The 20,032-nt window shown below is 76.6% G+C and carries 18 protein-coding genes and 1 pseudogene; 10 read left to right on the forward strand and 9 right to left on the reverse strand.

From position 1 onward, the window contains the following. The first annotated feature begins 38 nt into the window (after nt 1-38). The 8 genes from H6H00_RS01610 (at nt 39) to H6H00_RS01645 (ending at nt 8,750) form a co-directional block, all read left to right on the forward strand. A complete protein-coding gene (locus H6H00_RS01610; RefSeq protein WP_221775763.1) occupies nt 39-932 on the forward strand; it encodes a WcbI family polysaccharide biosynthesis putative acetyltransferase in 894 nt (297 codons plus the stop codon). Between the two features lie 99 nt (nt 933-1,031). Further along, nucleotides 1,032-2,096, forward strand: a complete 1,065-nt coding sequence (locus H6H00_RS01615) for a glycosyltransferase (protein WP_185719613.1) — start codon at nt 1,032-1,034, stop codon at nt 2,094-2,096. Then, the gene (locus tag H6H00_RS01620) at nt 2,093-3,073 is read left to right on the forward strand and encodes a glycosyltransferase (protein ID WP_185719614.1); all 981 of its coding nucleotides are present in this window, start codon (nt 2,093-2,095) and stop codon (nt 3,071-3,073) included. The genes H6H00_RS01615 and H6H00_RS01620 overlap by 4 nt, the downstream gene beginning before the upstream one ends. Continuing rightward, nucleotides 3,070-3,906, forward strand: coding sequence for a glycosyltransferase family 2 protein (locus H6H00_RS01625; protein WP_221775764.1), 837 nt, complete (start codon nt 3,070-3,072; stop codon nt 3,904-3,906). The genes H6H00_RS01620 and H6H00_RS01625 overlap by 4 nt, the downstream gene beginning before the upstream one ends. Continuing rightward, complete coding sequence (locus tag H6H00_RS01630; RefSeq protein WP_255425527.1) at nt 3,903-4,952, forward strand: acyl-CoA dehydrogenase family protein; 1,050 nt, start codon at nt 3,903-3,905, stop codon at nt 4,950-4,952. The genes H6H00_RS01625 and H6H00_RS01630 overlap by 4 nt, the downstream gene beginning before the upstream one ends. Beyond that, nucleotides 4,949-6,208: a bifunctional PIG-L family deacetylase/class I SAM-dependent methyltransferase gene (locus H6H00_RS01635; RefSeq protein ID WP_185719615.1), complete on the forward strand. Its 1,260-nt coding sequence runs from the start codon at nt 4,949-4,951 to the stop codon at nt 6,206-6,208. The genes H6H00_RS01630 and H6H00_RS01635 overlap by 4 nt, the downstream gene beginning before the upstream one ends. Next, nucleotides 6,205-6,873, forward strand: coding sequence for a glycosyltransferase family 2 protein (locus H6H00_RS01640; protein ID WP_185719616.1), 669 nt, complete (start codon nt 6,205-6,207; stop codon nt 6,871-6,873). The genes H6H00_RS01635 and H6H00_RS01640 overlap by 4 nt, the downstream gene beginning before the upstream one ends. 50 nt (nt 6,874-6,923) lie before the next feature. Continuing rightward, nucleotides 6,924-8,750, forward strand: a complete 1,827-nt coding sequence (locus H6H00_RS01645) for a thiamine pyrophosphate-requiring protein (protein ID WP_185719617.1) — start codon at nt 6,924-6,926, stop codon at nt 8,748-8,750. On the opposite strand, the gene H6H00_RS01650 is transcribed toward H6H00_RS01645, so the two are convergent. Further along, nucleotides 8,747-9,613 carry a helix-turn-helix transcriptional regulator gene (locus tag H6H00_RS01650; protein ID WP_185719618.1) on the reverse strand — a complete coding sequence of 289 codons (867 nt, stop codon included), beginning with the start codon at nt 9,611-9,613 and terminating at the stop codon, nt 8,747-8,749. The genes H6H00_RS01645 and H6H00_RS01650 overlap by 4 nt on opposite strands. A gap of 102 nt (nt 9,614-9,715) precedes the next feature. On the opposite strand from H6H00_RS01650, the gene H6H00_RS01655 reads away from it, so the two are divergent. Continuing rightward, entirely contained in the window at nt 9,716-10,477 is a 762-nt protein-coding gene (locus tag H6H00_RS01655; protein WP_185719619.1) for an SDR family NAD(P)-dependent oxidoreductase, read from the forward strand. Between the two features lie 12 nt (nt 10,478-10,489). Here the strand turns inward: H6H00_RS01655 and H6H00_RS01660 are convergent, their stop codons facing one another. Further along, on the reverse strand, nt 10,490-11,602 hold the full coding sequence (locus H6H00_RS01660; RefSeq protein WP_255425528.1) for a cysteine--tRNA ligase: 1,113 nt from the start codon (nt 11,600-11,602) through the stop codon (nt 10,490-10,492). 106 nt (nt 11,603-11,708) lie between these two features. On the opposite strand from H6H00_RS01660, the gene H6H00_RS01665 reads away from it, so the two are divergent. Further along, nucleotides 11,709-12,029, forward strand: coding sequence for a hypothetical protein (locus H6H00_RS01665; RefSeq protein ID WP_185719621.1), 321 nt, complete (start codon nt 11,709-11,711; stop codon nt 12,027-12,029). Between the two features lies 1 nt (nt 12,030). Here the strand turns inward: H6H00_RS01665 and H6H00_RS01670 are convergent, their stop codons facing one another. The 7 genes and pseudogenes from H6H00_RS01670 to H6H00_RS01700 form a co-directional block, all read right to left on the reverse strand. After that, on the reverse strand, nt 12,031-13,356 hold the full coding sequence (locus H6H00_RS01670) for an ABC1 kinase family protein (protein WP_185719622.1): 1,326 nt from the start codon (nt 13,354-13,356) through the stop codon (nt 12,031-12,033). Nucleotides 13,357-13,427: 71 nt separating this feature from the next. Further along, nucleotides 13,428-13,757: pseudogene (locus tag H6H00_RS01675) on the reverse strand (transglycosylase family protein); the annotation flags it as partial. A 284-nt stretch (nt 13,758-14,041) separates the two neighbouring features. Then, the gene (gene couO / locus H6H00_RS01680) at nt 14,042-14,908 is read right to left on the reverse strand and encodes a 4-hydroxyphenyl-beta-ketoacyl-CoA hydrolase (RefSeq protein ID WP_185722090.1); all 867 of its coding nucleotides are present in this window, start codon (nt 14,906-14,908) and stop codon (nt 14,042-14,044) included. Further along, nucleotides 14,908-15,798, reverse strand: a complete 891-nt coding sequence (locus H6H00_RS01685; protein ID WP_185719624.1) for a 3-hydroxyacyl-CoA dehydrogenase NAD-binding domain-containing protein — start codon at nt 15,796-15,798, stop codon at nt 14,908-14,910. Before H6H00_RS01685 ends, couO begins: the two co-directional genes overlap by 1 nt. Next, a complete protein-coding gene (locus tag H6H00_RS01690) occupies nt 15,795-17,759 on the reverse strand; it encodes an acetoacetate--CoA ligase (RefSeq protein WP_185719625.1) in 1,965 nt (654 codons plus the stop codon). The genes H6H00_RS01685 and H6H00_RS01690 overlap by 4 nt, the downstream gene beginning before the upstream one ends. Next, nucleotides 17,756-18,529 (reverse strand): crotonase/enoyl-CoA hydratase family protein, encoded by a 774-nt coding sequence (locus H6H00_RS01695; protein ID WP_185719626.1) that lies wholly within the window; start codon nt 18,527-18,529, stop codon nt 17,756-17,758. Before H6H00_RS01695 ends, H6H00_RS01690 begins: the two co-directional genes overlap by 4 nt. Further along, nucleotides 18,526-20,001, reverse strand: a complete 1,476-nt coding sequence (locus H6H00_RS01700) for an AMP-binding protein (protein ID WP_185719627.1) — start codon at nt 19,999-20,001, stop codon at nt 18,526-18,528. Before H6H00_RS01700 ends, H6H00_RS01695 begins: the two co-directional genes overlap by 4 nt. Nucleotides 20,002-20,032 lie beyond the last annotated feature (31 nt).

Here is a 20,032-nt window from a genome sequence, read left to right on the forward strand (position 1 = left end):
CCGCGCCGTCGCCCAACCGCCGGAGCAGCATGCGTCACGTGGATCCCGGACGCCGACGCCATTACGGCGAGTTCTACGACGGCGGCTCCGGCCCCGTCGCGCTGGTGCACGGCAACTGCCAGGCCGAGTCGCTGCGGGTGCTGCTGGCCGGGTCGCCGACCTTCGCCCCGCGGCCGGTGCGGATCCCGCCGGTGCACGAGCTGACCGCCGACGACCTCCCCCACCTGCACGCGCTGCTCGCCCGCACGACGGTGCTGCTGAGCCAGCCCGTCCGCGACGGCTACCGCGACCTGCCGCTGGGCACCGCCGAGATCGCCGCCCACCTGCCCCCGGACGCCCGCGTGCTGCGCTGGCCGGTGGTCCGCTACGCCGGGCTGCACCCGTGGACGGTGATCGTGCGGCACCCGTCCGACATGGCGGCGGTGCCGCCCGTCGTGCCCTACCACGACCTGCGCACGCTCACCGCCGCCGCCGGGCGGCCCCCGGCCCCGGCCCCGACCCCCGCGGCGTTCCGCGCCGCGGCGGACCTGACCGTCGCCGAGCTCGCGCAGCGCGAGCGGGCCACCGACGTCGGGGTGTCCGACCTGCTCCTCGGCCTGGGCGTCGACGCAGCGCACACCCTCAACCACCCCGGCAACCCGGTGCTCATCGCGCTGGCCCGGCGCGTGCAGGCCGCGCTCGGGCTCCCGGCCGACGCCGACGACCCGGGCCGGGCGCTGCTCGGCGGGATCCGGGCCCCGCTCGACGCCGCGGTGCTCGCCGCGCTGGGGCTCGACGCGGCGCCGCGGGAGCACTGGCTCGTCGACGGCGTCCCCGTCGACGACGCGGACGTCCGGGCCGCCCAGCGCGACTGGTACACCGCGCACCCGCAGTGGGTCGCGGCCGGCCTGGAGCGCCACGCCCGGCGGATCTCCCTGCTCGCCGGGGCGTGACCCGGGTCGCAGGCGTGGGTGGGGGGTGGACGGGGTAACCGGGGAGGTCCCCGTCGCCACCCGCACCTCCCGGGAGTCCCTCATGCCCCCGACCCGTCGTTGAGTACGCACCGCATCGCCCTGATCGCCTCCGCCCGGTACCCCATCCGCGAACCGTTCCCCGGTGGCCTGGAGGCCCACACCTGGCAGCTCGCCTCCCGCCTGCGCGAACGCGGCCACGAGGTGACCGTGTTCGGCGGGGCCGGGTCCGATCCCGCGCTCGACGTCCGCGAGATGGCGCCGCTGCCGCCGCTGTCGGCGCACGCGCGCAGCGACGTGAGCATGCCCGCGGAGTGGTTCCTGGCCGAGCACCACGCCTACCTGTCGCTGATGCTCGAGCTGGCCGCCCCGGACGCGCCGTACGACGTCGTGCACAACAACTCGCTGCACTACCTGCCGGTCGCGATGGGCCCGGCGCTCGCCCGACCGGTGCTGACGACGCTGCACACCCCGCCGACGCCGTGGCTGGAGTCGGCGATCCGGCTGCCCCGGACCGTCGCGACGCCCCGGTTCGCCGCGGTCAGCCGCACCACCGCCGAGCAGTGGCGCGGCCTCGTCCCGGACGTCCGCGTGGTGCGCAACGGCGTCGACACCGCGGCCTGGACGCCCGGCCCCGGCGGCGGCACCCCCGTCTGGTCGGGCCGGATCGTGCCGGAGAAGGGCCCGGTGGAGTCCATCCGGGCCGCCCGCGCCGCCGGAACCGGGCTGCGGCTGGCCGGTCCGCGGCCCGACCGCGACTGGTACGACGCCGAGGTCGCCCCGCTGCTCGGGGACGGCATCGAGTGGGTCGGGCACCTCGACCACACCGCGCTCGCCCGGCTCGTCGGGTCGGCGTCGGTGGCCGTCGTGGCCCCGTGCTGGGACGAGCCGTACGGGCTGGTCGTCGCCGAGGCGCTGGCGTGCGGCACGCCGATCGCCGGGTTCGCGCGCGGGGCGCTGCCCGAGCTGCTCGACGACACCTGCGGGGTGCTCGCCGCCCCCGGCGACGTCGACGGGCTGGCCGTCGCGATCCGCTCCGCGGCCCGGCTCGACCGCGCGGCCGTGCGCCGCCGCGCCGAGGGGTTCTGCTCGGTGCGGGCGATGGTGAGCGGCTACGAGGACCTCTACGACGAGCTCGCGGCGTGATCGCCTACTACGTGCACCACCAGGGCAGCGGGCACGTCCGGCGGGCCGCGGCGATCGCGGCGGCGACCCGCACCCCGGTCGTCGGGCTCTCCTCGCGCCCGCGTCCCGACGGCTGGGCCGGTGAGTGGGTCGAGCTGCCCGACGACGCGGGCGGCGCGGTCGAGGACGTCACCGCGGGCGGGGTCCTGCACTGGGCCCCGCGCCGGCACCCCGGCCTGCGGATGCGCATGCGCGCGGTCTCCGAGGTCGTCGCGCGGGCCCGGCTCGTCGTCGTCGACGTGTCGGTGGAGGTCTCGCTGCTCGCGCGGCTGCACGGCGTCCCGGTCGTGGTGCTGGCCCAGCCGGGCGAGCGCACCGACCGCGCCCACCGCCTCGCCTACGACCTCGCCGACCGCCTCCTCGCCCCGTGGCCGGAGCGTCCCTCCGACGGCTGGCCCGCGGCGTGGACGGCGAAGACCGTGCACCTGGGCGCGCTGTCCCGGTTCGACGGCCACCCCGTGCCGCCGCCCGGTGACCCCCGTCGCGTGCTCGTGCTGTGGGGCTCCGGCGGGCTCGACGTGTCCGCCGCCGACCTCGCCGCCGCCGCGGCCGCGACGCCCGACCGGCACTGGGTCGTCGCCGGGCCGCCCGGGAGCGCCGGGCCGCCGAACCTGACCTGGCTCGGCTGGGTCGACGACGTGTGGGCCGAGCTGTCGGGCGCCGGGGTCGTCGTGACCCACGCCGGGCAGAACGCGCTCGCCGAGGTCGCCGCCGCGCGCCGGCCTGCCGTCGTCGTGCCGCAGCGCCGCCCGCACGGCGAGCAGGAGGCGACGGGCCGCGCGCTGGCCCGGGCCGGTGTCGCCGTCACGGCCTGGCCGGATCCGGCGCAGTGGCCCGCGCTGCTGGACCGGGCGGGCGACGGTTCGGCGTGGACCGGGTGGTCGACCGGCGACGGCGCGGCCCGCGCGGCCGCGGTGCTCGACGAGCTGGCGTCGTGAGGACCGGCCGGCCGAGCACCGCCGTCGTCACGATCACCCGCGACCGCGACGCCCACCTGCACCGCCAGCGGGCCGGGCTCGCCGCGGACCCGCCCGACCGGCACGTCGTCGTCGGGATGGGGGCGCGACCGCTGCTGCGCGACGTCCCCGGGGCGCCGCCCGTCACGCCGGTGGAGGTGGCCGTCGGGGGCTCGGGGTTGCCGCTGGCCGCCGCCCGCAACGCCGGGGCGGCCGCCACCGACGCCGACCTGCTCGTCTTCCTCGACGTCGACTGCATCCCCGCACCGGGGATGCTGCGCCGCTACGCCGACGCCGCGCGCCGCGTCGACGGGCCGGCGCTGCTGTGCGGGCCGGTGCACTATCTGCCCCCGCCCCCGGACGGCGGCTACCCGGCGGACGGGCTGGCCGCGCTCGCCCCCGCGCACCCCGCCCGACCGGCCCCGCCGGACGGCGAGATCGTCGCGGAGACCCGGTTCGCGCTGTTCTGGTCGCTGTCCTTCGCCGTCACCCGGGCCACCTGGGACGCGCTCGGCGGCTTCTGCGAGGACTACACCGGCTACGGCGGCGAGGACACCGACTTCGCCTGCGCCGCGCAGGACGCCGGGGCCGGGCTGTTCTGGGTGGGCGGTGCGGCCGCGTTCCACCAGCACCACCCCCCGGCGCGGGAGACGCCCGCCCGGATCGCGGAGATCGTCCGCAACGCCCGGCTGTTCCACCGCCGACGGGGCTGGTGGCCGATGACCGGCTGGCTCGACGACCTGGCCGCCCGCGGCGTCGTCGCCTTCGACCCCGACCGCGGCGTCCTGCACCTCACCCCGGAAGGCCCCCGATGACCGGCACCGCGACCCCCGCCCCCTCGACGCCCGCGCCCGCCCGGCCCCCGGCGACCGGTGCCGCCGCGGGACCTGGGCCCGCCACCCTCCTCGGCCCCCGCCCGACCGGACCCGTCCCCGACCTCGCCGCCGCCGTCCGCGCCCCGCTGCCCCTGCCCGGACGCGGCGACACCGCCGGCCGGTGGCGGGCGCTGGCCGCATGGGGCCGCACCGACCTGGTGCTCGCCCGCCTCGCCGAGGGCCACACCGATGCGCTGGCGATCCTCGCCGAGGCCGGGTGCGCGCCCGTCCCCGGTGCGCTCTACGGGGTGTGGGCGGCGCGCTCCGGGGGCACCGGTGCCGAGCTGCACGACGGCGCGGTGCACGGGACCGTCCGGTTCTGCTCCGGCGCGCACCTCCTGGACCGGGCGCTCGTCGTCGCCGCGGGCGAGGGGGCGGGCGACCGGATCGTCGACGTCGACCTGCGCGACCCCCGCGTCCGGCCCGTCGAGGGCACCTGGAACCCGGCGGGGATGGCGGCCAGCGACAGCGTCGACGTCGAGTTCGCCGGGGTCCCGGCCGAGGTGCCCGTCGGCCCGCCGGGCTTCTACACCGGACGGCCGGGGTTCTGGTGGGGCGGCGGCGGGGTCGCCGCGGTGTGGCTGGGCGGCGCCGCCGGCGTCGTCGACGACGTGCGCGGCGCGGCCGGCACCGACCCGCACCGCCTCGCCCACCTCGGCGCGCTGCACACCGCGCTGGCCGCCACCGACGCCCTGCTCGCCCGCACTGCGCAGGCGATCGACGCCGACCCGGCCGCCGACCACACCACCGCGGTCTGGACGGCCCGCGCCGCCGCCGAGCAGCTCTGCCGCACGGTCGGGGACCGGGCGCCGCGCCTGGCCGGGGCCACCGTGCTGAGCCGCCACGACCGGCTCGGCGCGCGGCTGGCCGACCTGGGCGTCTACGTCCGCCAGCACCACGCCGAGCGCGACCTCGCCGCCCTCGGCGCCCGGGTCGCCGCCACCGACACCGCCGCCACCGACACCGTCAGCGAGGAGGCCCGATGAGGCCCGTCACGCCGCCGTCCGCCTGGCTGCGGGACCCGCCGCCGCGCCCGCTCGACCCGGCCGCGCTCGGTGGCCGCGTCGTCGTGGTCGCCGCCCACCCCGACGACGAGACGCTCGGCGCGGCCGGTCTGATGCGGGCCGTGCACGCCGCGGGCGGGCGGCTCGAGCTCGTCGTCGCCACCGACGGGGAGGCCGCGTTCCCCGACCTCGACGGCCCGGCCCGCACCGCGCTCGCCGCCACCCGCCGCCGCGAGACCGACGACGCGCTCGCCGCGCTGGGCCTGGCGGGCGTCCCGGTGCACCGGCTCGGGATGCCCGACTCCGCCCTCGACGCGGACGCCCTGACCGCGGCCCTGGAGCCGCTGCTGCGCGACGCCGACGCCTGGGTCGCCCCCTGGACCGGCGACCCGCACCCCGACCACGCCGCCGCCGGGCACGCCGCGGCGGCCGCCGCCCCGGTGACCGCCACGGGCTGGGGGTACCCGATCTGGATGTGGGCGTGGCTGCAGGCGGACGACCCGTCGGTCCCGTGGGCGCACGCCCGCGCCCACCACCTCGACGACGCCGCACGCGCGGCGAAGCGGCGGGCCCTGGACTGCTACGCCTCGCAGACCGGCGGCCCCGAGCCCGTCGTGCCGCCGGAGGTGCTGGCCCACTTCGGGACCGGCACGGAGATCCTGTTCCGCACCCCGCGGGCCGGGTCGGCACCCCGCGAACGGTTCGACGCGCTCTACTCCGGCGACGACGGCGACCCCTGGGCGACCCGCAGCAGCTGGTACGAGCGGCGCAAGCGCGCGGTCCTGCTCGCGAGCCTGCCCCGCGAGCGCTACCGGCACGCCGCCGAGCCCGCCTGCGGCACCGGGGCGCTCACCGCCGAGCTGGCCGCGCGCTGCGACCGGCTCGACGTCTCCGACTTCTCCGACGCCGCCGTCGCCTCCGCGCGCGCGGCCGGGGTGTCCGCGATCCGGGCCGCCCTGCCCGACGCGGACGCCCTGCCCGGCGGGCTCGACCTCGCCGTCGTCAGCGAGGTCCTCTACTACCTCGACGACGCCGTGCTGGCCGCCACCGTCGACCGGCTCGCCGACGCGGTCGTCCCCGGCGGCGACGTCGTGATCGCGCACTGGCGCGGCTGGCCCGCCGAGGCCCCGCGCGACGCCGACGCCACCCACCGCGTGCTGCTCGACGACCCGCGGTTCGTCCCGCTCGTCACCCACGTCGACGAGGACTTCCTGCTGCACGTGCTGCGTCGGGCATGACCGGCATCGACGCCGTGGGGGTCGTCGTCCCCGCCCGCGACGAGGAGGACCGGATCGCCGCGTGCCTGCGCAGCGTGCGCGCCGCGCTCCCCCCGGGCGTCGCGACCGCGGTGGCCGTCGTCCTGGACCGCTGCACCGACCGCACCGCCGAGCGCGTCCCCTCCGGCGTCGACGTCCTCACCAACGCCCACCCGTCGAGCGTCGGGGAGCTGCGCGACCGCGGCGTGCGGCACCTGCTGGGCCGCCTGGCCGCCCACCGCCCGGAGCGGACCTGGCTGCTCAGCACGGACGCCGACACCGTCGTCGGCCCGGACTGGGTCGCCGCGCACCTGCGCCACGCCGCAGCGGGCGCGCACGCCGTCGCCGGGCTGGCCGACCTCGACGTGCCGGTCGGCGGCGCCTACGCCCGGATCGTGCACTCCGGCATCCGCGCCGACGGCCACACCCACGTCTACGGGGCCAACCTCGGCGTCCGCGCCGACGCCTACCTCGCGACGGGCGGCTTCCCGGCCGCGGTGCACGGCGAGGACCACGCGCTGGTCGGGCGGCTGCGCGCGGGCGGGTTCCGGGTCGTCACGGCGCTGGACGGGCGGGTCCGCACGAGCGGCCGCACCGTCGGCCGCGCCCCGGGCGGCCTGGCCGACCTGCTCGCCGGGCTGGTGTGAGCCGCGGCGGACCGCGATTGACCGGGGCCCGGGCGGGGCACCTCACCGGTATGCCGACGCCGCAGACCCCCGCCACGGGCGACCAGCCCCGCCGTCCCACCGTCGCCGACCACATCGTCGACCGGCTGGCGTCGTGGGGCGTGCGGCACTACTACGGCTACCCCGGCGACGGCATCAACGGCATGACCTCGGCCCTGCAGCGGCGCGGGGACACGCGGTTCGTGCAGGTGCGCCACGAGGAGACCGCGGGGTTCGCCGCGACCGCGCACGTCAAGTACGGCGGCGGGACGATCGGGGCCGCGCTGGTCACGTCGGGTCCGGGCGCGATCCACCTGCTCAACGGCCTCTACGACGCGAAGCTCGACCACCAGCCGGTCGTCGCGCTCGTCGGCCAGACGGCGCTGACCGCGCAGGGCGGCGGCTACTACCAGGAGGTCGACCTCCTCTCGCTCTACAAGGACGTCGCGGGCTTCCAGGCCCAGCTCGACGACCCCAGCCAGGTCCGCCACCTCGTCGACCGCGCCTGCCGCACCGCGCTCGCGCACCGCACCGTCGCCGTGCTCGTGCTGCCCAACGACGTCCAGGACCTCGACGCCGTGCTCGACCCGCCGCACACGCACGCCCACTACGCCACCTCCAACGCCCCCAGCACCCGCTCGACCGTGCCGCCGGAGGCCGACCTGCGCGCCGCGGCCGAGGTGCTGCGCGGCGGGGAGAAGGTCGCGATGCTCGTCGGGCAGGGCGCGTTCGGTGCCGAGGCCGAGGTGGCGGCGATCGCCGAGCGGCTCGGCGCCGGGGTGGCGACCGCGCTGCTCGGGATGGCCGTGGTCGACCAGCGCGAGCCGTGGGTCACCGGCGCGCTCGGGCTGCTGGGCACCGTCCCCAGCTCGTACCTCATGGCGCACTGCGACCGGCTGCTGATCGTCGGCTCCAACTCGCCCTACACCGAGTTCTACCCGCCGGAGGGGCTCCCGGCGGTGCAGATCGACATCGACGGCGCGCAGCTGGGCCTGCGCTACGCCACCGAGGTCAACCTCACCGGTGACGCCGCCCCGACCCTGCACGCGCTCGACGCCCTGCTCGCCGACCACACCCCGCCGACGGACTGGCGGGCCGACATCGCCGAGCGCACGGCGTCGTGGCGGAGCGGGCAGCTCCGGGTCGCGCAGCAGGACGCCGAGCCGCTCAACCCGCAGCGGACCCTCACCGAGCTCGACGACCGGCTGCCTGCCGACGCGATGGTCGCCGTCGACTGCGGCACCGTGACGGCCTGGTACGCGCGGCACCTGCACGTGCGGCCCGGGATGCTGGCATCGCTGTCGGGCACGCTGCTGTCGATGGGCGGGGCCATGCCCTACGGCATCGGCGCGAAGTTCGCGCACCCCGACCGCCCGGTGTTCGCCCTGCTCGGCGACGGGGCGATGCAGATGAACGGCGTCAACGAGCTGATCACCGTCGCGAAGTACTGGCGCGAGTGGGCCGACCCGCGGTTCGTCGTGCTCGTGCTCAACAACCGCGACCTCGCGTTCGTCAGCTGGGAGCAGCGGGCCTCCGAGGGCACCCCGAAGTTCGACGCCAGCCAGGACGTCCCCGACGTCGACTACGCGGCGTGGGCCCGCACGCTCGGCCTGCAGGGCATCCGGGTCGACGACCCGGCGCAGGTCGGCCCGGCCTGGGACGCCGCGCTGGCCGCCGACCGGCCCGTCGTCATCGACGCGGTGGTGGACCCCGCCGAGCTGATGATCCCGCCGCAGTTCACGCGGGAGCAGGCCGTCAACACGGCGAGCTCGATCATCCGCGGCGACTCCGACTGGCGCGGGATCCTGCGCCGCGGCGTCCCCGCGGCCGTCGCGACGCTGCTCCCGCACCGGTCCTAGCCGGCCGGTGCGGCCGGTGCCCGCGCGGCGTCGTCGCTGCCCCAGCCGGCCAGCAGCGGCAGGACCCGCGCGGTCGGCGAGTCGGGCTCGACGGTGTAGACGACCAGGCGCTGGTCGGGGTCGTGCGGCGGTGACACCGCCTCGATGCCGAACACCAGCGGGCCGGCGGTGGGGTGGGCGATCCGCTTGACGACCGACGTGTGGTCGCGGACGCCGTGGTCGTCCCACCACCGGGCGACGTCGGCGTCGGCGCTGCACAGCTCGGTGACGAGCGCCGCCAGCCTGCGGTCCTCGGGGCGGCGGCCCGCCTCCAGCCGCAGCGCCCCCACCGCGGCGGCGGCGAAGTCCGGCCAGTTGACGATCCGCTCGCGCGCCGACGGGTCGGTGAACAGGTACCGGACGAGGGACGAGCCCGGCTCCAGTGGCCGCCCGAGCACCGCGGGCAGCAGGGCGTTGCGGGCCAGCACCTCGGCGCGGCGGCCGAGCAGGAGCACCGGGAGGTGGTCGAGCGCGGTCATCAGCCGGAGCAGCCCGGGGTCGGCCTGCTGCGGCGCCTCTCCCCCGCCCGCCCGGCGCCGGGTGGCCGGGGCGGCGAGGTCGCGCAGGTGGGCGCGCTCGACATCGTCGAGGCGCAGGGCCCTGGCCAGCGCGTCGAGCACCGAGTCGGTGACGGTCGGCTGCCGGCCCTGCTCCAGGCGGCTGTAGTGGTCGGGGCTCAGCCCGGCGAGCACGGCGAGCTCCTCCTTGCGCAGGCCGGGGACCCGACGCGCGCCGGGGAACGGCGTGATCCCGGCCTGCGCCGGGGTGATCCGGTCGCGCCGGGAGCGCAGGAACTCGCCGAACGCGCTGCGGTCTGGGGGCACCCGACGAGCCTAGGCACGCGAGCCGCGACCGTGCCTGGTCACGCCGTGCCCCGGCGGCGCTCGCCCTGGGCCCGCCGGCCGGCGGTGCGTAGACACGACGACATGACCTCCAGCCTGCAGGGCCGCCACGCCGTCGTCACCGGATCCACCAGCGGCATCGGTGCCGCCATCGCCCGCACGTTCGCCGCCGAGGGGGCCAGCGTCGTCGTCAGCGGCCGCGACCGGGCCCGCGGCGAGGCCGTCGTCGAGGAGATCGCCGGGGCGGGTGGCACCGCGACGTTCGTGCCGTCCGACCTCGCCGGGTCCCCCGACGACGTCCGCGCGTTCGCCGCGGCCGCCACCGCCGCCCTCGACGGGCGCGTGGACGTCCTCGTCAACAACGCCGCCGTCTGCCCCGCCGTCACCACGACCGACCTGACCGACACCCAGCTCGACGAGGCCCTCGCCGTCAACGTCCGCGCGCCGCACGTCCTCGTCGCCGCGCTCGTCCCGGCGATGGCCGGGCGCGGGGACGGCGCCGTCGTCACGATCGGGTCGTGGATGGCGTCGGTGGGCAGCCCGATCGTCGGCCTCTACGCCGCGACCAAGGCCGCCGAGCAGCAGCTCACCCGCAGCTGGGCGGCGGAGTTCGGGCCGTCGGGGGTGCGGGTGAACACCGTGTCCCCCGGCGTCACGCGCACCCCGATCAACGACGGCGACGGGGACCTCCTCGACCGGATCGCCGCCGGCACCCCGGCCGGGCGGACCGTCGCCCCGGAGGACGTCGCCCGCGCCGTGGCCTGGCTCGCCTCGTCCGACGCCGCGCTCGTGCACGGCGTCACGCTCCCCGTCGACGGCGGGATCAGCAGCACCCGCCCGTTCTGACGCCCGCCGGGGCTACTGCAGCGCGAGCGTGCGCACGGCCTGGCGCGCGGCCGCCCCTCCGGCGTCCAGCGCGATCCCCATCGCGGTGGGGACGTCGAGGTCGTCGAGCAGGGCCGTGCGCACGGCCGCGACGTCGGCGTCCGAGCCGCCGCCGGTGGCCGCGGCTCGGTAGAGGCGGTCCAGCCGCTCGGCGGCGACGTCGAGGTCCTCCGGCCGGTACTCCCAGTCGGCCGTCCACTCGCGCTCCAGGAGCAGCAGCCGCAGCGCGGCGCCGGGGTGGCGGGCGAGCAGGTCGCCGACCAGCACGAGGTTGCCGGTCGACTTCGCCATCTTCGCGCCCTCGACGTGCACGGTGCCGACGGGCATCCGCCGCCGCGCGTACGGGACCGCACCGGTGGCCGCGGTGGCCAGCGCGACCTGGTAGGCGTGGTGCGGGAAGGCCAGGTCGGCGCCGCCGATCAGCACGTCGACGGTGCCGCCGAGGGTGGCCAGGGCCATCGCCGCGCACTCCGCGTGCCAGCCCGGCCGCCCCGGCCCCCACGGGCTCGGCCACGACGGGCCGGCGTCGTCGGCGGGCCACCAGACCGGCACGTCGAACGGGTCGTCGCGGCGGGGGTCGTCGGGGTCGTCGCCGTTGGCGCGGGCCAGGGCGAGCGCGGTGTCGACGTCCAGGCCGGCCGCCGCGGGCACCCCGGCGCCGCGGAACCAGACCCCGCCCCCGCGCTCGTAGGCCGCACCCGCCCCGAGCAGGGCCGCCGCCAGCGCGACGACGTGCCGGACGTGGTGGCGCGCGTGCGGCTCGTGGTCGGGGCGCCGGACGTGCAGGGCGGCGAGGTCCTGCTCGACGGTGAACTCCTGCGAGAGCCCGAACTCGTCGTAGGGCTTCCCGCGTTCCGCCGCGGCCCGGGTGAGCTCGTCGTCGATGTCGGTGACGTTGCGCGCGACGACCGTGTCGGTCCCCGTCATCCGCATCACGCGGGCGACCGTGTCGGCCCACACGAACGTCGAGGCGTGGCCGAGGTGGGTGACGTCGTACGGGGTGATGCCGCAGACGTAGAGGCGGGCGGGGACGGTGAGCGGCACGGGGGCACCGCACAGCGTCAGGGTCGGGTCGGATGCGGTCACCTCCCCATCCTGGCAGTGCCCGCCCCCCGACCGTTCGGCGACGGATGCCGTCACCACGACGCACTGTCCGTAGTGGAGTCGTCACCTGATCGGTACCGTCCCCGGAATGCTCATCTGGGTGACGCTGACCGTCGGTATCGCCGTCATCGTGCTCGGGTCGCTGGCGATGACGCGGGTGGACGAGCGCTGGCGCGCCGCGCACCTGCAGTGCTGCCGCTGCCTGCGCACCTGGTACGGCCGGGAGAAGATGTGCGAGCGCTGCGGCGCGCGCGGCAACGAGTACGACTGGCTCGCCGTGAAGTACGCCGGGTTCCCCACCCACGACTGGCAGGGCTACCTCGACACCGGCCCCATCCCGGTCGTGCGCATCCCCGGCCAGCGCGCGGAGGAGGCGTTCGGCGCCCCCGCGAAGGAGCTCTCCGCGTAGGTCACGCGGCGAAGCCCGGCACCTGCTCCTCGACGATCCCGCGGGCGGCCACCGTGCAGTCGAGCTGCGCGAGGATCGCCATCCAGCCCGAGAGCACCCGCAGCACCAGCACGTGCTCCGGCGGCAGGTTCAGCGCGCGGCCGGTGCCCTGGAACGCCCGGTTGTTCGGGTTCGCGACCCGCGCGCCCTGCCGCGCCATCCACGCGCGCGTGAAGTGGAACTCCTCGTCCCGCAACGGGTCGGCGAGGGCACCGACCCAGCGCAGGACGTCGGCGTCGGGGGCGTCCGGGGCGAGGAAGCCCTCGGCCACGAGCAGGTCGGTGAGCGGGCCCTGCTCGCCGTCGGCGGTGAGCCGCAGCATGCGGACGAGCACGGGCGGGATGCCGTCGGGCAGCCGCGCCACCGCCCCGAAGTCGATCATCCCGAGCCGTCCGTCGTCGAGGACGAGGAAGTTGCCGGGGTGCGGGTCGGCGTGCAGCAGGCCGACCGTCGACGGCGAGGCGAACATCGTCTCGACGATCGTGTGCGCGTGACCGTCCCGTACGGCCTGCTCGGCGTCGTCGGCGGCGGGGACGCCGATCAGGCGGCCCAGCGGCACGCCGTCGAGCCACTCCGAGACGAGGACCTTCGGGGCGGAGGCGACGACCGCGGGGACGTGCAGACCCGCCGTCCCGGCGAAGGCGGCGGCGAACGCCCGCTGGTGGTCGGCCTCGGTGCGGTAGTCGACCTCCTCGAGCATGCGGTCCCGCAGCTCCCGGATGAGGGCGCGGGCGTCGAGCCCGGGCAGGAGGGAGCCGAACAGGCCGGCGAAGCGCTGGAGCTGGCGCAGGTCGGCGTCGAGGGCGACGTCGGCTCCGGGGTACTGCACCTTCACCGCGACCGGGCGCCCGTCGTGCCAGACCGCGCGGTGGACCTGTCCGAGGCTGGCCGAGGCGACCGGCTCGTCGTCGAAGTCGCCGAAGCGCTCCCGCCACGACGACCCCAGCTGCTCGGCGAGCATCCGGTGCGCCTCGCGGGCGGGCATCGGCGGGCCCGCGGTCTGCAGCTTCGCGAGCGCGTCGTGGTAGCCGTCGGCGAACTCGGGCGGCACCATCGCGTCGTAGACGCTCAGGGCCTGGCCCAGCTTCATCGCGCCGCCCTTGAGCCGGCCGAGCACGGCGAAGAGCTGCTCGGCGTTGCGGGCGGCGGTGGTGGAGGCGACCTCGTCGGCGTCGGCGCCGGTCAACGACCGGCCCCAGCCGGCGACGGCGCGCCCGGCGAACCCGAGCGGCAGCATCGCCAGGCGGGCCGAGCGGGCGACTCCGCTGCGGGGGATCCCGTCGGACATCGGATCAACCTACTCGTGCGCGGAAAAGGTGGCTGAAGCCACCTTTTCCGCGCACGAGCGTCTCAGCGCAGGCCGAGCTCGCGCGAGCAGGCGGGCCAGGCGCCCCAGCCCTGCCCGTCGAGCACGCGCTCGGCGACGGCGATCTGCTCGGCGCGGCTGGCGTCGTGCGCGTTGCCCTCACCGCCGTAGGCGCGCCAGGTGGACGGGGAGAACTGCAGGCCGCCGGAGTAGCCGTTCCCGGTGTTGATGTTCCAGTTCCCGCTGCTCTCGCACTCGGCGAGGGCGTCCCAGGTGGAGGCCGGTGCGGCGTTCGCGGTGCCGGCCATCAGCAGCGGGGCGGCCACGGCGGCGGTGCCGACGAGGGCCAGGCTGGCGGAGAAGGACAGGGAGGTGCGCGACATGCGTGTGGATCCAGGTTCCGAATCCCGCGTCACCCGGTGGTTCCGGCCCCCGTCCCGCCTCGTGTGATCGAGGGACCGACGACCGCGGGACGGGGTGCGTGGTGACGCGGCGGTGTCGGCTCGTCCGTGCAACGCCCGGCCACCATCGTGGGCCGGACGGTCGCCGACGGTAGGCGCCGCTCCCCCGCGCCGGTCAAGTTCGGACACCGGTGACGAATCACACCGCCGCCCCCACCTGCCGATCCGCGGCCCGTCACCCGGCCCCGCGTGATGGGGGCCACCGCTCAGCCCAGGCCCAGCATCCGCACCGCGTTGTCCTTCATGATCAGCGGGCGGACCTCGTCCTTGATCTCCAGCGTCGCGAAGTCGGCGATCCAGCGGTCCGGGGTGAGGACGGGGAAGTCGGAGCCGAACAGCACCTTGCGCCGCAGCATCGAGTTGGCCGCGCGCACGAGCTGGGGCGGGAAGTACTTCGGGGACCAGCCGGACAGGTCGATGTAGACGTTCGCCTTGTGCGTCGCCATCGAGATCGCGGCGTCCTGCCACGGCACGGACGGGTGCGCGAGCACGACCGTCAGCTCCGGGAAGTCGGCGGCGACGTCGTCGAGCAGCATCGGGTCCGAGAGCCGCAGCTTGATCCCGCGCCCGCCCGGCAGCCCGGCCCCGATCCCGGTCTGGCCGGTGTGGAACAGCGCGGGCACGCCGGCCTCGGTGATCGCCTCGTAGAGCGGGTAGAACGCCGGGTCGTTGGGCGTGAAGCCCTGCAGGCTCGGGTGGAACTTGAACCCGCGGACGCCGTGCGCGTCGACGAGCGACCGGATCCGGCGCACCGACGCCGCCCCGCCGTGCGGGTCGACCGAGCCGAACGGGATGAGCACGTCCGGGTGCGCGGCCGCGGCGTCGGCGATCTCCTCGCTGGACAGGGCCGGGTGACCGGTCGCCGTCGTCGCGTCGACGGTGAACACGACCGCGGCCATCCGCCGCTCGCGGTAGTGCGCGGCGATGGTCTCGACGGTCGGCGTGCGGTCCTGGTCGGCGCGGAAGTAGGCCGCCGAGGCGTCGAGCAGCTCCTGGTCCAGTGACAGGCAGCCGTGGCCGTCCTGCTCGACGTGGACGTGGACGTCGATGGCGTCGATGGCCGACAGGTCGATCACGGGGACTCCTCCTTCGCGGCGAGCACCGCGCGGACCACGGTGTCGCGGTAGCGCGCGAGGGCGGCCGGGTCGACGCCGGCCAGCTCCTCGTCGACGCCGTCGACGATCTTCTTCTCGAGCTCGGGGGTCATCACGGGGTGGCCCAGGTCGCGCCACCAGGCCTCGGTGGGCGGGCCGAGGTGCTCCAGGACGTGCGCGATCCCGCCCGGACCGCCGGAGAGGTGCTGGTTGGCGAACGGGCCGAGGACCGCCCAGCGCAGGCCGGGGCCCTGCGAGATCGCGGTGTCGATGTCGGCGACCGAGGCCACCCCGCGGTCGACGAGCGAGTACGCCTCGCGCCACAGCGCGGCCTGCAGCCGGTTGGCGATGTGCCCGGGCAGCTCCTGGCGCAGCCGGATCGGCTTCTTGCCGACGGAGGCGTAGAACGCCATCGCCGCGTCCATCGCCGCCTCCGACGTGCGCTCCCCCGGCACGACCTCCACGAGCGGCACGAGGTGCGGCGGGTGGAACGGGTGGCCGACGACGACGCGCTCCGGGTGCCGGGCCGCCGCGCGGGCGATCGCGGTCGGCAGCATCCCCGACGAGCTGCTGGCCAGCACGACGTCGGAGCGCGCGGCCCCGTCGAGGACGGCGAACAGCGCGTGCTTCACGTCCTCGCGCTCCGGGGCGTTCTCCTGGACGAAGTCGGCGGCCGCGGCGGCCCGTCCGGCGTCGGCGGTGAAGGTGAGCCGGGCGGGATCGGCGCCGATCTCCGCGACGCCCTCGCGCAGCCGCCGCTCCGCGCCGGGCGCGGGGTCGCTCGCCACCACGTCGAGGCCGTGCAGCAGGAAGTGCGCCGCCCAGCTGACGCCGATCGCGCCCGTCCCGATCACGGCGACAGTGCTCACGACGCGCCTCCGGAGCCCGTGCGCGGAAACGGCTGCTCCGGCGCGCTCTTCCGCGCACGGGCGGCGAAGCCGCCGAAGACGTCGAGCGCGGTGGGGTCGGCCAGCACGCCGCGCGCGGTGTCGTCGATGTCGGCGCCGAGCAGGATCCGCTTCACCGGCAGCTCCAGCTTCTTGCCGGTGCGGTTGCGGGGCACGACCGGCACGGCGGTGATGCGGTCCGGCACGTGCCGCGGGCTCAGCGCGGTGCGCAGCTCGCGGGCGATCCGGGCCTCGTCGAGCTCCGCGCCCTCGGCGAGCCGGACGAACAGCAGCAGCTCCCCGTTGCCGCCCGCCGGGTCCTCCAGGTGCACGACCAGGCTGTCGTCGATCCCGGGCAGCTCCTCGACCACCGCGTAGAACTCCGCGGTGCCCAGCCGGACGCCGCCGCGGTTGAGCGTGGCGTCCGAGCGGCCGGCGATCACGCAGCTGCCGGTCGCGGAGAACCGCACCCAGTCGCCGTGGCGCCACACGCCGGGGTAGACGTCGAAGTAGGCCTCGCGGTAGCGGGAGCCCGGCTGCGTCGGAGGACGGTCCCCCCAGAACCCGACCGGCATCGACGGCATCGGCTCGGTGATCACCAGCTCCCCCAGCTCCCCGACGACCGGCTTCCCGTCCTCGTCGAACGCGGCCGCGGCGACGCCGAGCGCTGGCCCGGCGATCTCCCCGGTCACGCACGCCTGCCAGGGGCTGCCCTGGACGATCCCGGTGCAGACGTCGGTGCCGCCGCTGCCCACGTTGAGCAGCACGCCGTCGAGGTGTTCGGCGACCCAGTGGTACCCCTCCGGCGGCAGCGGGCTGCCGGCCGCGCCGAGCTGGCGCAGCCGCGGCAGCGGGGGCGGCACGTACCCCTCGGCGCGGCAGGCCATGAGGAAGCCGGGCGAGGCGCCCATCAGCGTCGCGCCGGTCTCCTGCGCGATCCGCCACTGCCAGCCGACGTCGGGGTGGACCGGGTTGCCGTCGACCAGCACCACCGACGCCCCGCACAGCAGCCCGGAGACCAGTGCGTTCCACATCATCCAGGCGGTGGTGGAGAACCAGAGGATCCGGTCGCCGGGGCCGAGGTCCCAGCTGAGGGCGTGGTTCTTCAGGTGCTCGACGGTGATCCCGCCGTGCCCGTGCACGATCGCCTTCGGCCTGCCCGTGGTGCCGGAGGAGAACAGGACGTAGAGCGGGTGGTCGAACGGGACGGGGTCGTACGCGGGCTCGGCCGGCTCGGCCAGCAGTTCGTCCCACGTCGTGGCGTCCGGGAGGTCGCCCGCGCCGTAGGGCACCGCGACGACGTGCCTCACCGTCGGCAGGCCCGCGCGCAGGGCCGCGACCTCGGCGCGGCGGTCGACCGGCTTCGCGCCGTAGGTGTAGCCGGGCGCGGCGAGCAGGACGGTGGGCTCGATCTGGGCGAAGCGGTCGATCACGCTGCGCGCCCCGAACTCCGGCGCGCAGCTCGCCCACACCGCCCCGAGGCTCGCCGCGGCCAGGAACGCGACGAGCGTCTCGGGGATGTTGGGCAGGTAGGCGACGACCCGGTCGCCGCGGCCGACGCCGAGCCGCGCCAGCCCGGCGCGGGCCCTGGCGACCTGGTCGCGCAGCTCGTCCCAGGTCAGCTCGACGACGTCGCGGGTCTGCGAGTACGCGACCACGGCGACGCCGCCGGCCCCGCGCAGCGCATGGGCGGCGTAGTTCAGCTCGGCGCCCGGGAACCACTGCGCGCCCGGCATCTCCCGGCGCCCCAGCACGGCGGTCGGCGGGGTCGTGAAGTCCACGTCGAGGTGGTCGACGACCGCCGCCCAGAACCCGTCGAGGTCGGTGACCGACCAGCGGTGCAGGGCGGCGTAGTCGGTGATCCCCACCGACGCGGCGAAGGTCCCGATACGGCTCGTGCGCGGAAACGGCGGCTGGGGCGCGCCTTTCCGCTCACGGGTCACTTCGCCACCTTCGGTCCGCGCCCGGCCAGGAACTCCCGCATCCGGGTCTGCGCCTCGTCGCTGCTCGACGCCACCGCCGCCATCAGCGCCTCCATCAGGTAGCCCTGCTCCGGGTCGGCCTCGGCGATGCGGGGCAGGGCCTGCAGCACCGCGAAGTTCGTGACGGGCGAGTTGCCGGCGATCTTCTTCGCGAGCCCGAGCGCGTGGTCGAGCCCGTGTCCGTCGTCGACGCGGTACTGAGACAGCCCGAGCGCGTGGCCCTCGTCGGCGTCGAGGACGCGGCCCGTCAGCATCATGTCGGCCATCCGGGGCACCCCGATCAGCTTCGGCACCCGGACCGACGCGCCGCCGCCGACGAACAGCCCGCGGCTGCCCTCCGGCAGGGCGTAGAACGTGCTCGACTCGGCCACCCGGATGTGCGCGGCGCAGGCCAGCTCCAGCCCGCCGCCGACGACCGCGCCCTTCAGGACGGCGACGACCGGCACGCTGCCGTGCTCGATGCGGGCGAAGGCGCGGTGCCACATCCGGGAGTGCAGCAGTCCCTCGTAGGCGTCGCGCTCGGCGAGCTCGCCGAGGTCGAGGCCGGCGGAGAAGTGGTCACCGTCGGCGTCGAGGACGACCGCGCGGACCGCATCGGGCACCGCGGAGAAGTAGGCCTCCAGGCCCAGCACGGTGGCGTCGTCGAGGGCGTTGCGCTTGGCCGCGCGGTGCAGCCGGACGACGGCGACGGCGCCGTGGTCCTCGACCTGCACGGAGTCGGGGAGGTTCACGTGAGTCCTTCCGCGGTCGCCCGCAGCTCGGTGCGGCGGAGCTTGCCCGTCGCGTTGCGGGGCAGTTCCCCGGTGATCACGATGCGGCGCGGCACCTTGTACCGGGCCAGGTGCGCGGTGAGGTGCTCGCGCAGCGCGTCGGGGTCGAGGTCGACGCCCTCGGCCGGCTGCACGAACCCGACGCCGGTCTCGCCCCACCGCTCGTCCGGCACCCCGACGACGGCCGCGCCGACCACCCCGTCGACGGCGAGCAGCACCGCCTCGACCTCCGCCGGGTACACGTTCTCGCCGCCGGAGATGAACATGTCCTTGACGCGGTCGACGACGGTGGCCCAGCCGTCCGGCGCCACGGTCAGCACGTCGCCGGTGCGGAACCAGCCGTCGAGCGTGTCGTCCGGCTGCCCCCAGTACCCGGCGAACACGTTCGGCCCGCGGACGAGCAGCTCGGCGGGCCCGGCGTCGACGGGCCCGACCTCGCCGTCGCGGACCATCGCCACGTCGGTGAAGAAGTGCGGGACGCCCACGGACACCGGGTGCGCCGTGGACCCCTCGCGGGTGGCCATGAGCACGCCGGGGCTCGCCTCGGTCATGCCGTAGCCCTGCTGCAGCGTGACGCCGCGGCTCTGCCAGGCCGCCGCGACGCGGGCGGGCACCGGCGACCCGCCGTACTGGACGACGCGCAGCGACGTCAGGTCGGCCGCGCCGAACCCGGGGTGGTCGCAGAGCATCTGCAGCATCGTCGGCACCGCGGAGAAGCCGGTGATCCCGGCCTCGCCGATCCGCGCGAGGATCGCGGCGGGATCGACCTTCGCGACCGGTTCCACCGACCCGCCCTTGAACAGCGTCGGAAGCGTGATCTGCCCGATCCCGACGCAGTGGAACAGCGGCGCGATGCACAGCGCGCGGTCGGTGCTCGCGACGTCGACGTGGGCGAGCTGGTTGACCGTGTTCCAGGTCAGGTTGCCGTGGGTGAGCACCGCGCCCTTCGGGCGTCCGGTGGTGCCGGAGGTGTAGAGGACGAGCGCGGGGTCGTCGAGGCCGACGGGGTGCCGCGCGCCGTCCGCCCCCGCCAGCGCCTCCTCGTACGCCGGCCCGACCTCCAGCCGCGGCCCGGTGAACTCGGCGGCGAGCGCGGCGGCGTCCGGGCTGGACACCAGGAACGTCGCGCCGACGTCGCCGAGCATGTAGCGGATCTCGGGCCCGGCCAGGCGGTGGTTGAGCGGCACCGCGATCGCGCCGAGGCGCCAGACCGCGAAGAACGTCTCCAGCACCTCGACGGCGTTGACGCCGAGCTGCGCGACGCGGTCGCCCTTCCCGACCCCGGCGGCGGCCAGGACACCGGCGAGGCGCTCGACGCGGTCGGCCAGCTCGCCGTAGCTCCGCGCGCCGCCCGGGCCGATCAGCGCGGGCCGGGCGGCGTCGATCCGGGCGCGGCGCGCGGGCCAGCTGCCGAGTCCGTCGGGTGGGTGCACGGCTCCGAGATTAACAGGAAACCTGTTATTG

It is taken from the genome of Pseudonocardia petroleophila (assembly GCF_014235185.1).
Lineage (GTDB): Bacteria > Actinomycetota > Actinomycetes > Mycobacteriales > Pseudonocardiaceae > Pseudonocardia > Pseudonocardia petroleophila.

Coding starts and splice junctions, on each gene's coding strand:
- H6H00_RS01630 (WP_255425527.1), top strand. CDS start 3,903: ATGACCGGCACCGCGACCCCCGCCCCCTCGACGCCCGCGCCCGCCCGG.
- H6H00_RS01635 (WP_185719615.1), top strand. CDS start 4,949: ATGAGGCCCGTCACGCCGCCGTCCGCCTGGCTGCGGGACCCGCCGCCG.
- H6H00_RS01640 (WP_185719616.1), top strand. CDS start 6,205: ATGACCGGCATCGACGCCGTGGGGGTCGTCGTCCCCGCCCGCGACGAG.
- H6H00_RS01645 (WP_185719617.1), top strand. CDS start 6,924: ATGCCGACGCCGCAGACCCCCGCCACGGGCGACCAGCCCCGCCGTCCC.
- H6H00_RS01655 (WP_185719619.1), top strand. CDS start 9,716: ATGACCTCCAGCCTGCAGGGCCGCCACGCCGTCGTCACCGGATCCACC.
- H6H00_RS01665 (WP_185719621.1), top strand. CDS start 11,709: ATGCTCATCTGGGTGACGCTGACCGTCGGTATCGCCGTCATCGTGCTC.
- H6H00_RS01670 (WP_185719622.1), bottom strand. CDS start 13,356: ATGTCCGACGGGATCCCCCGCAGCGGAGTCGCCCGCTCGGCCCGCCTG.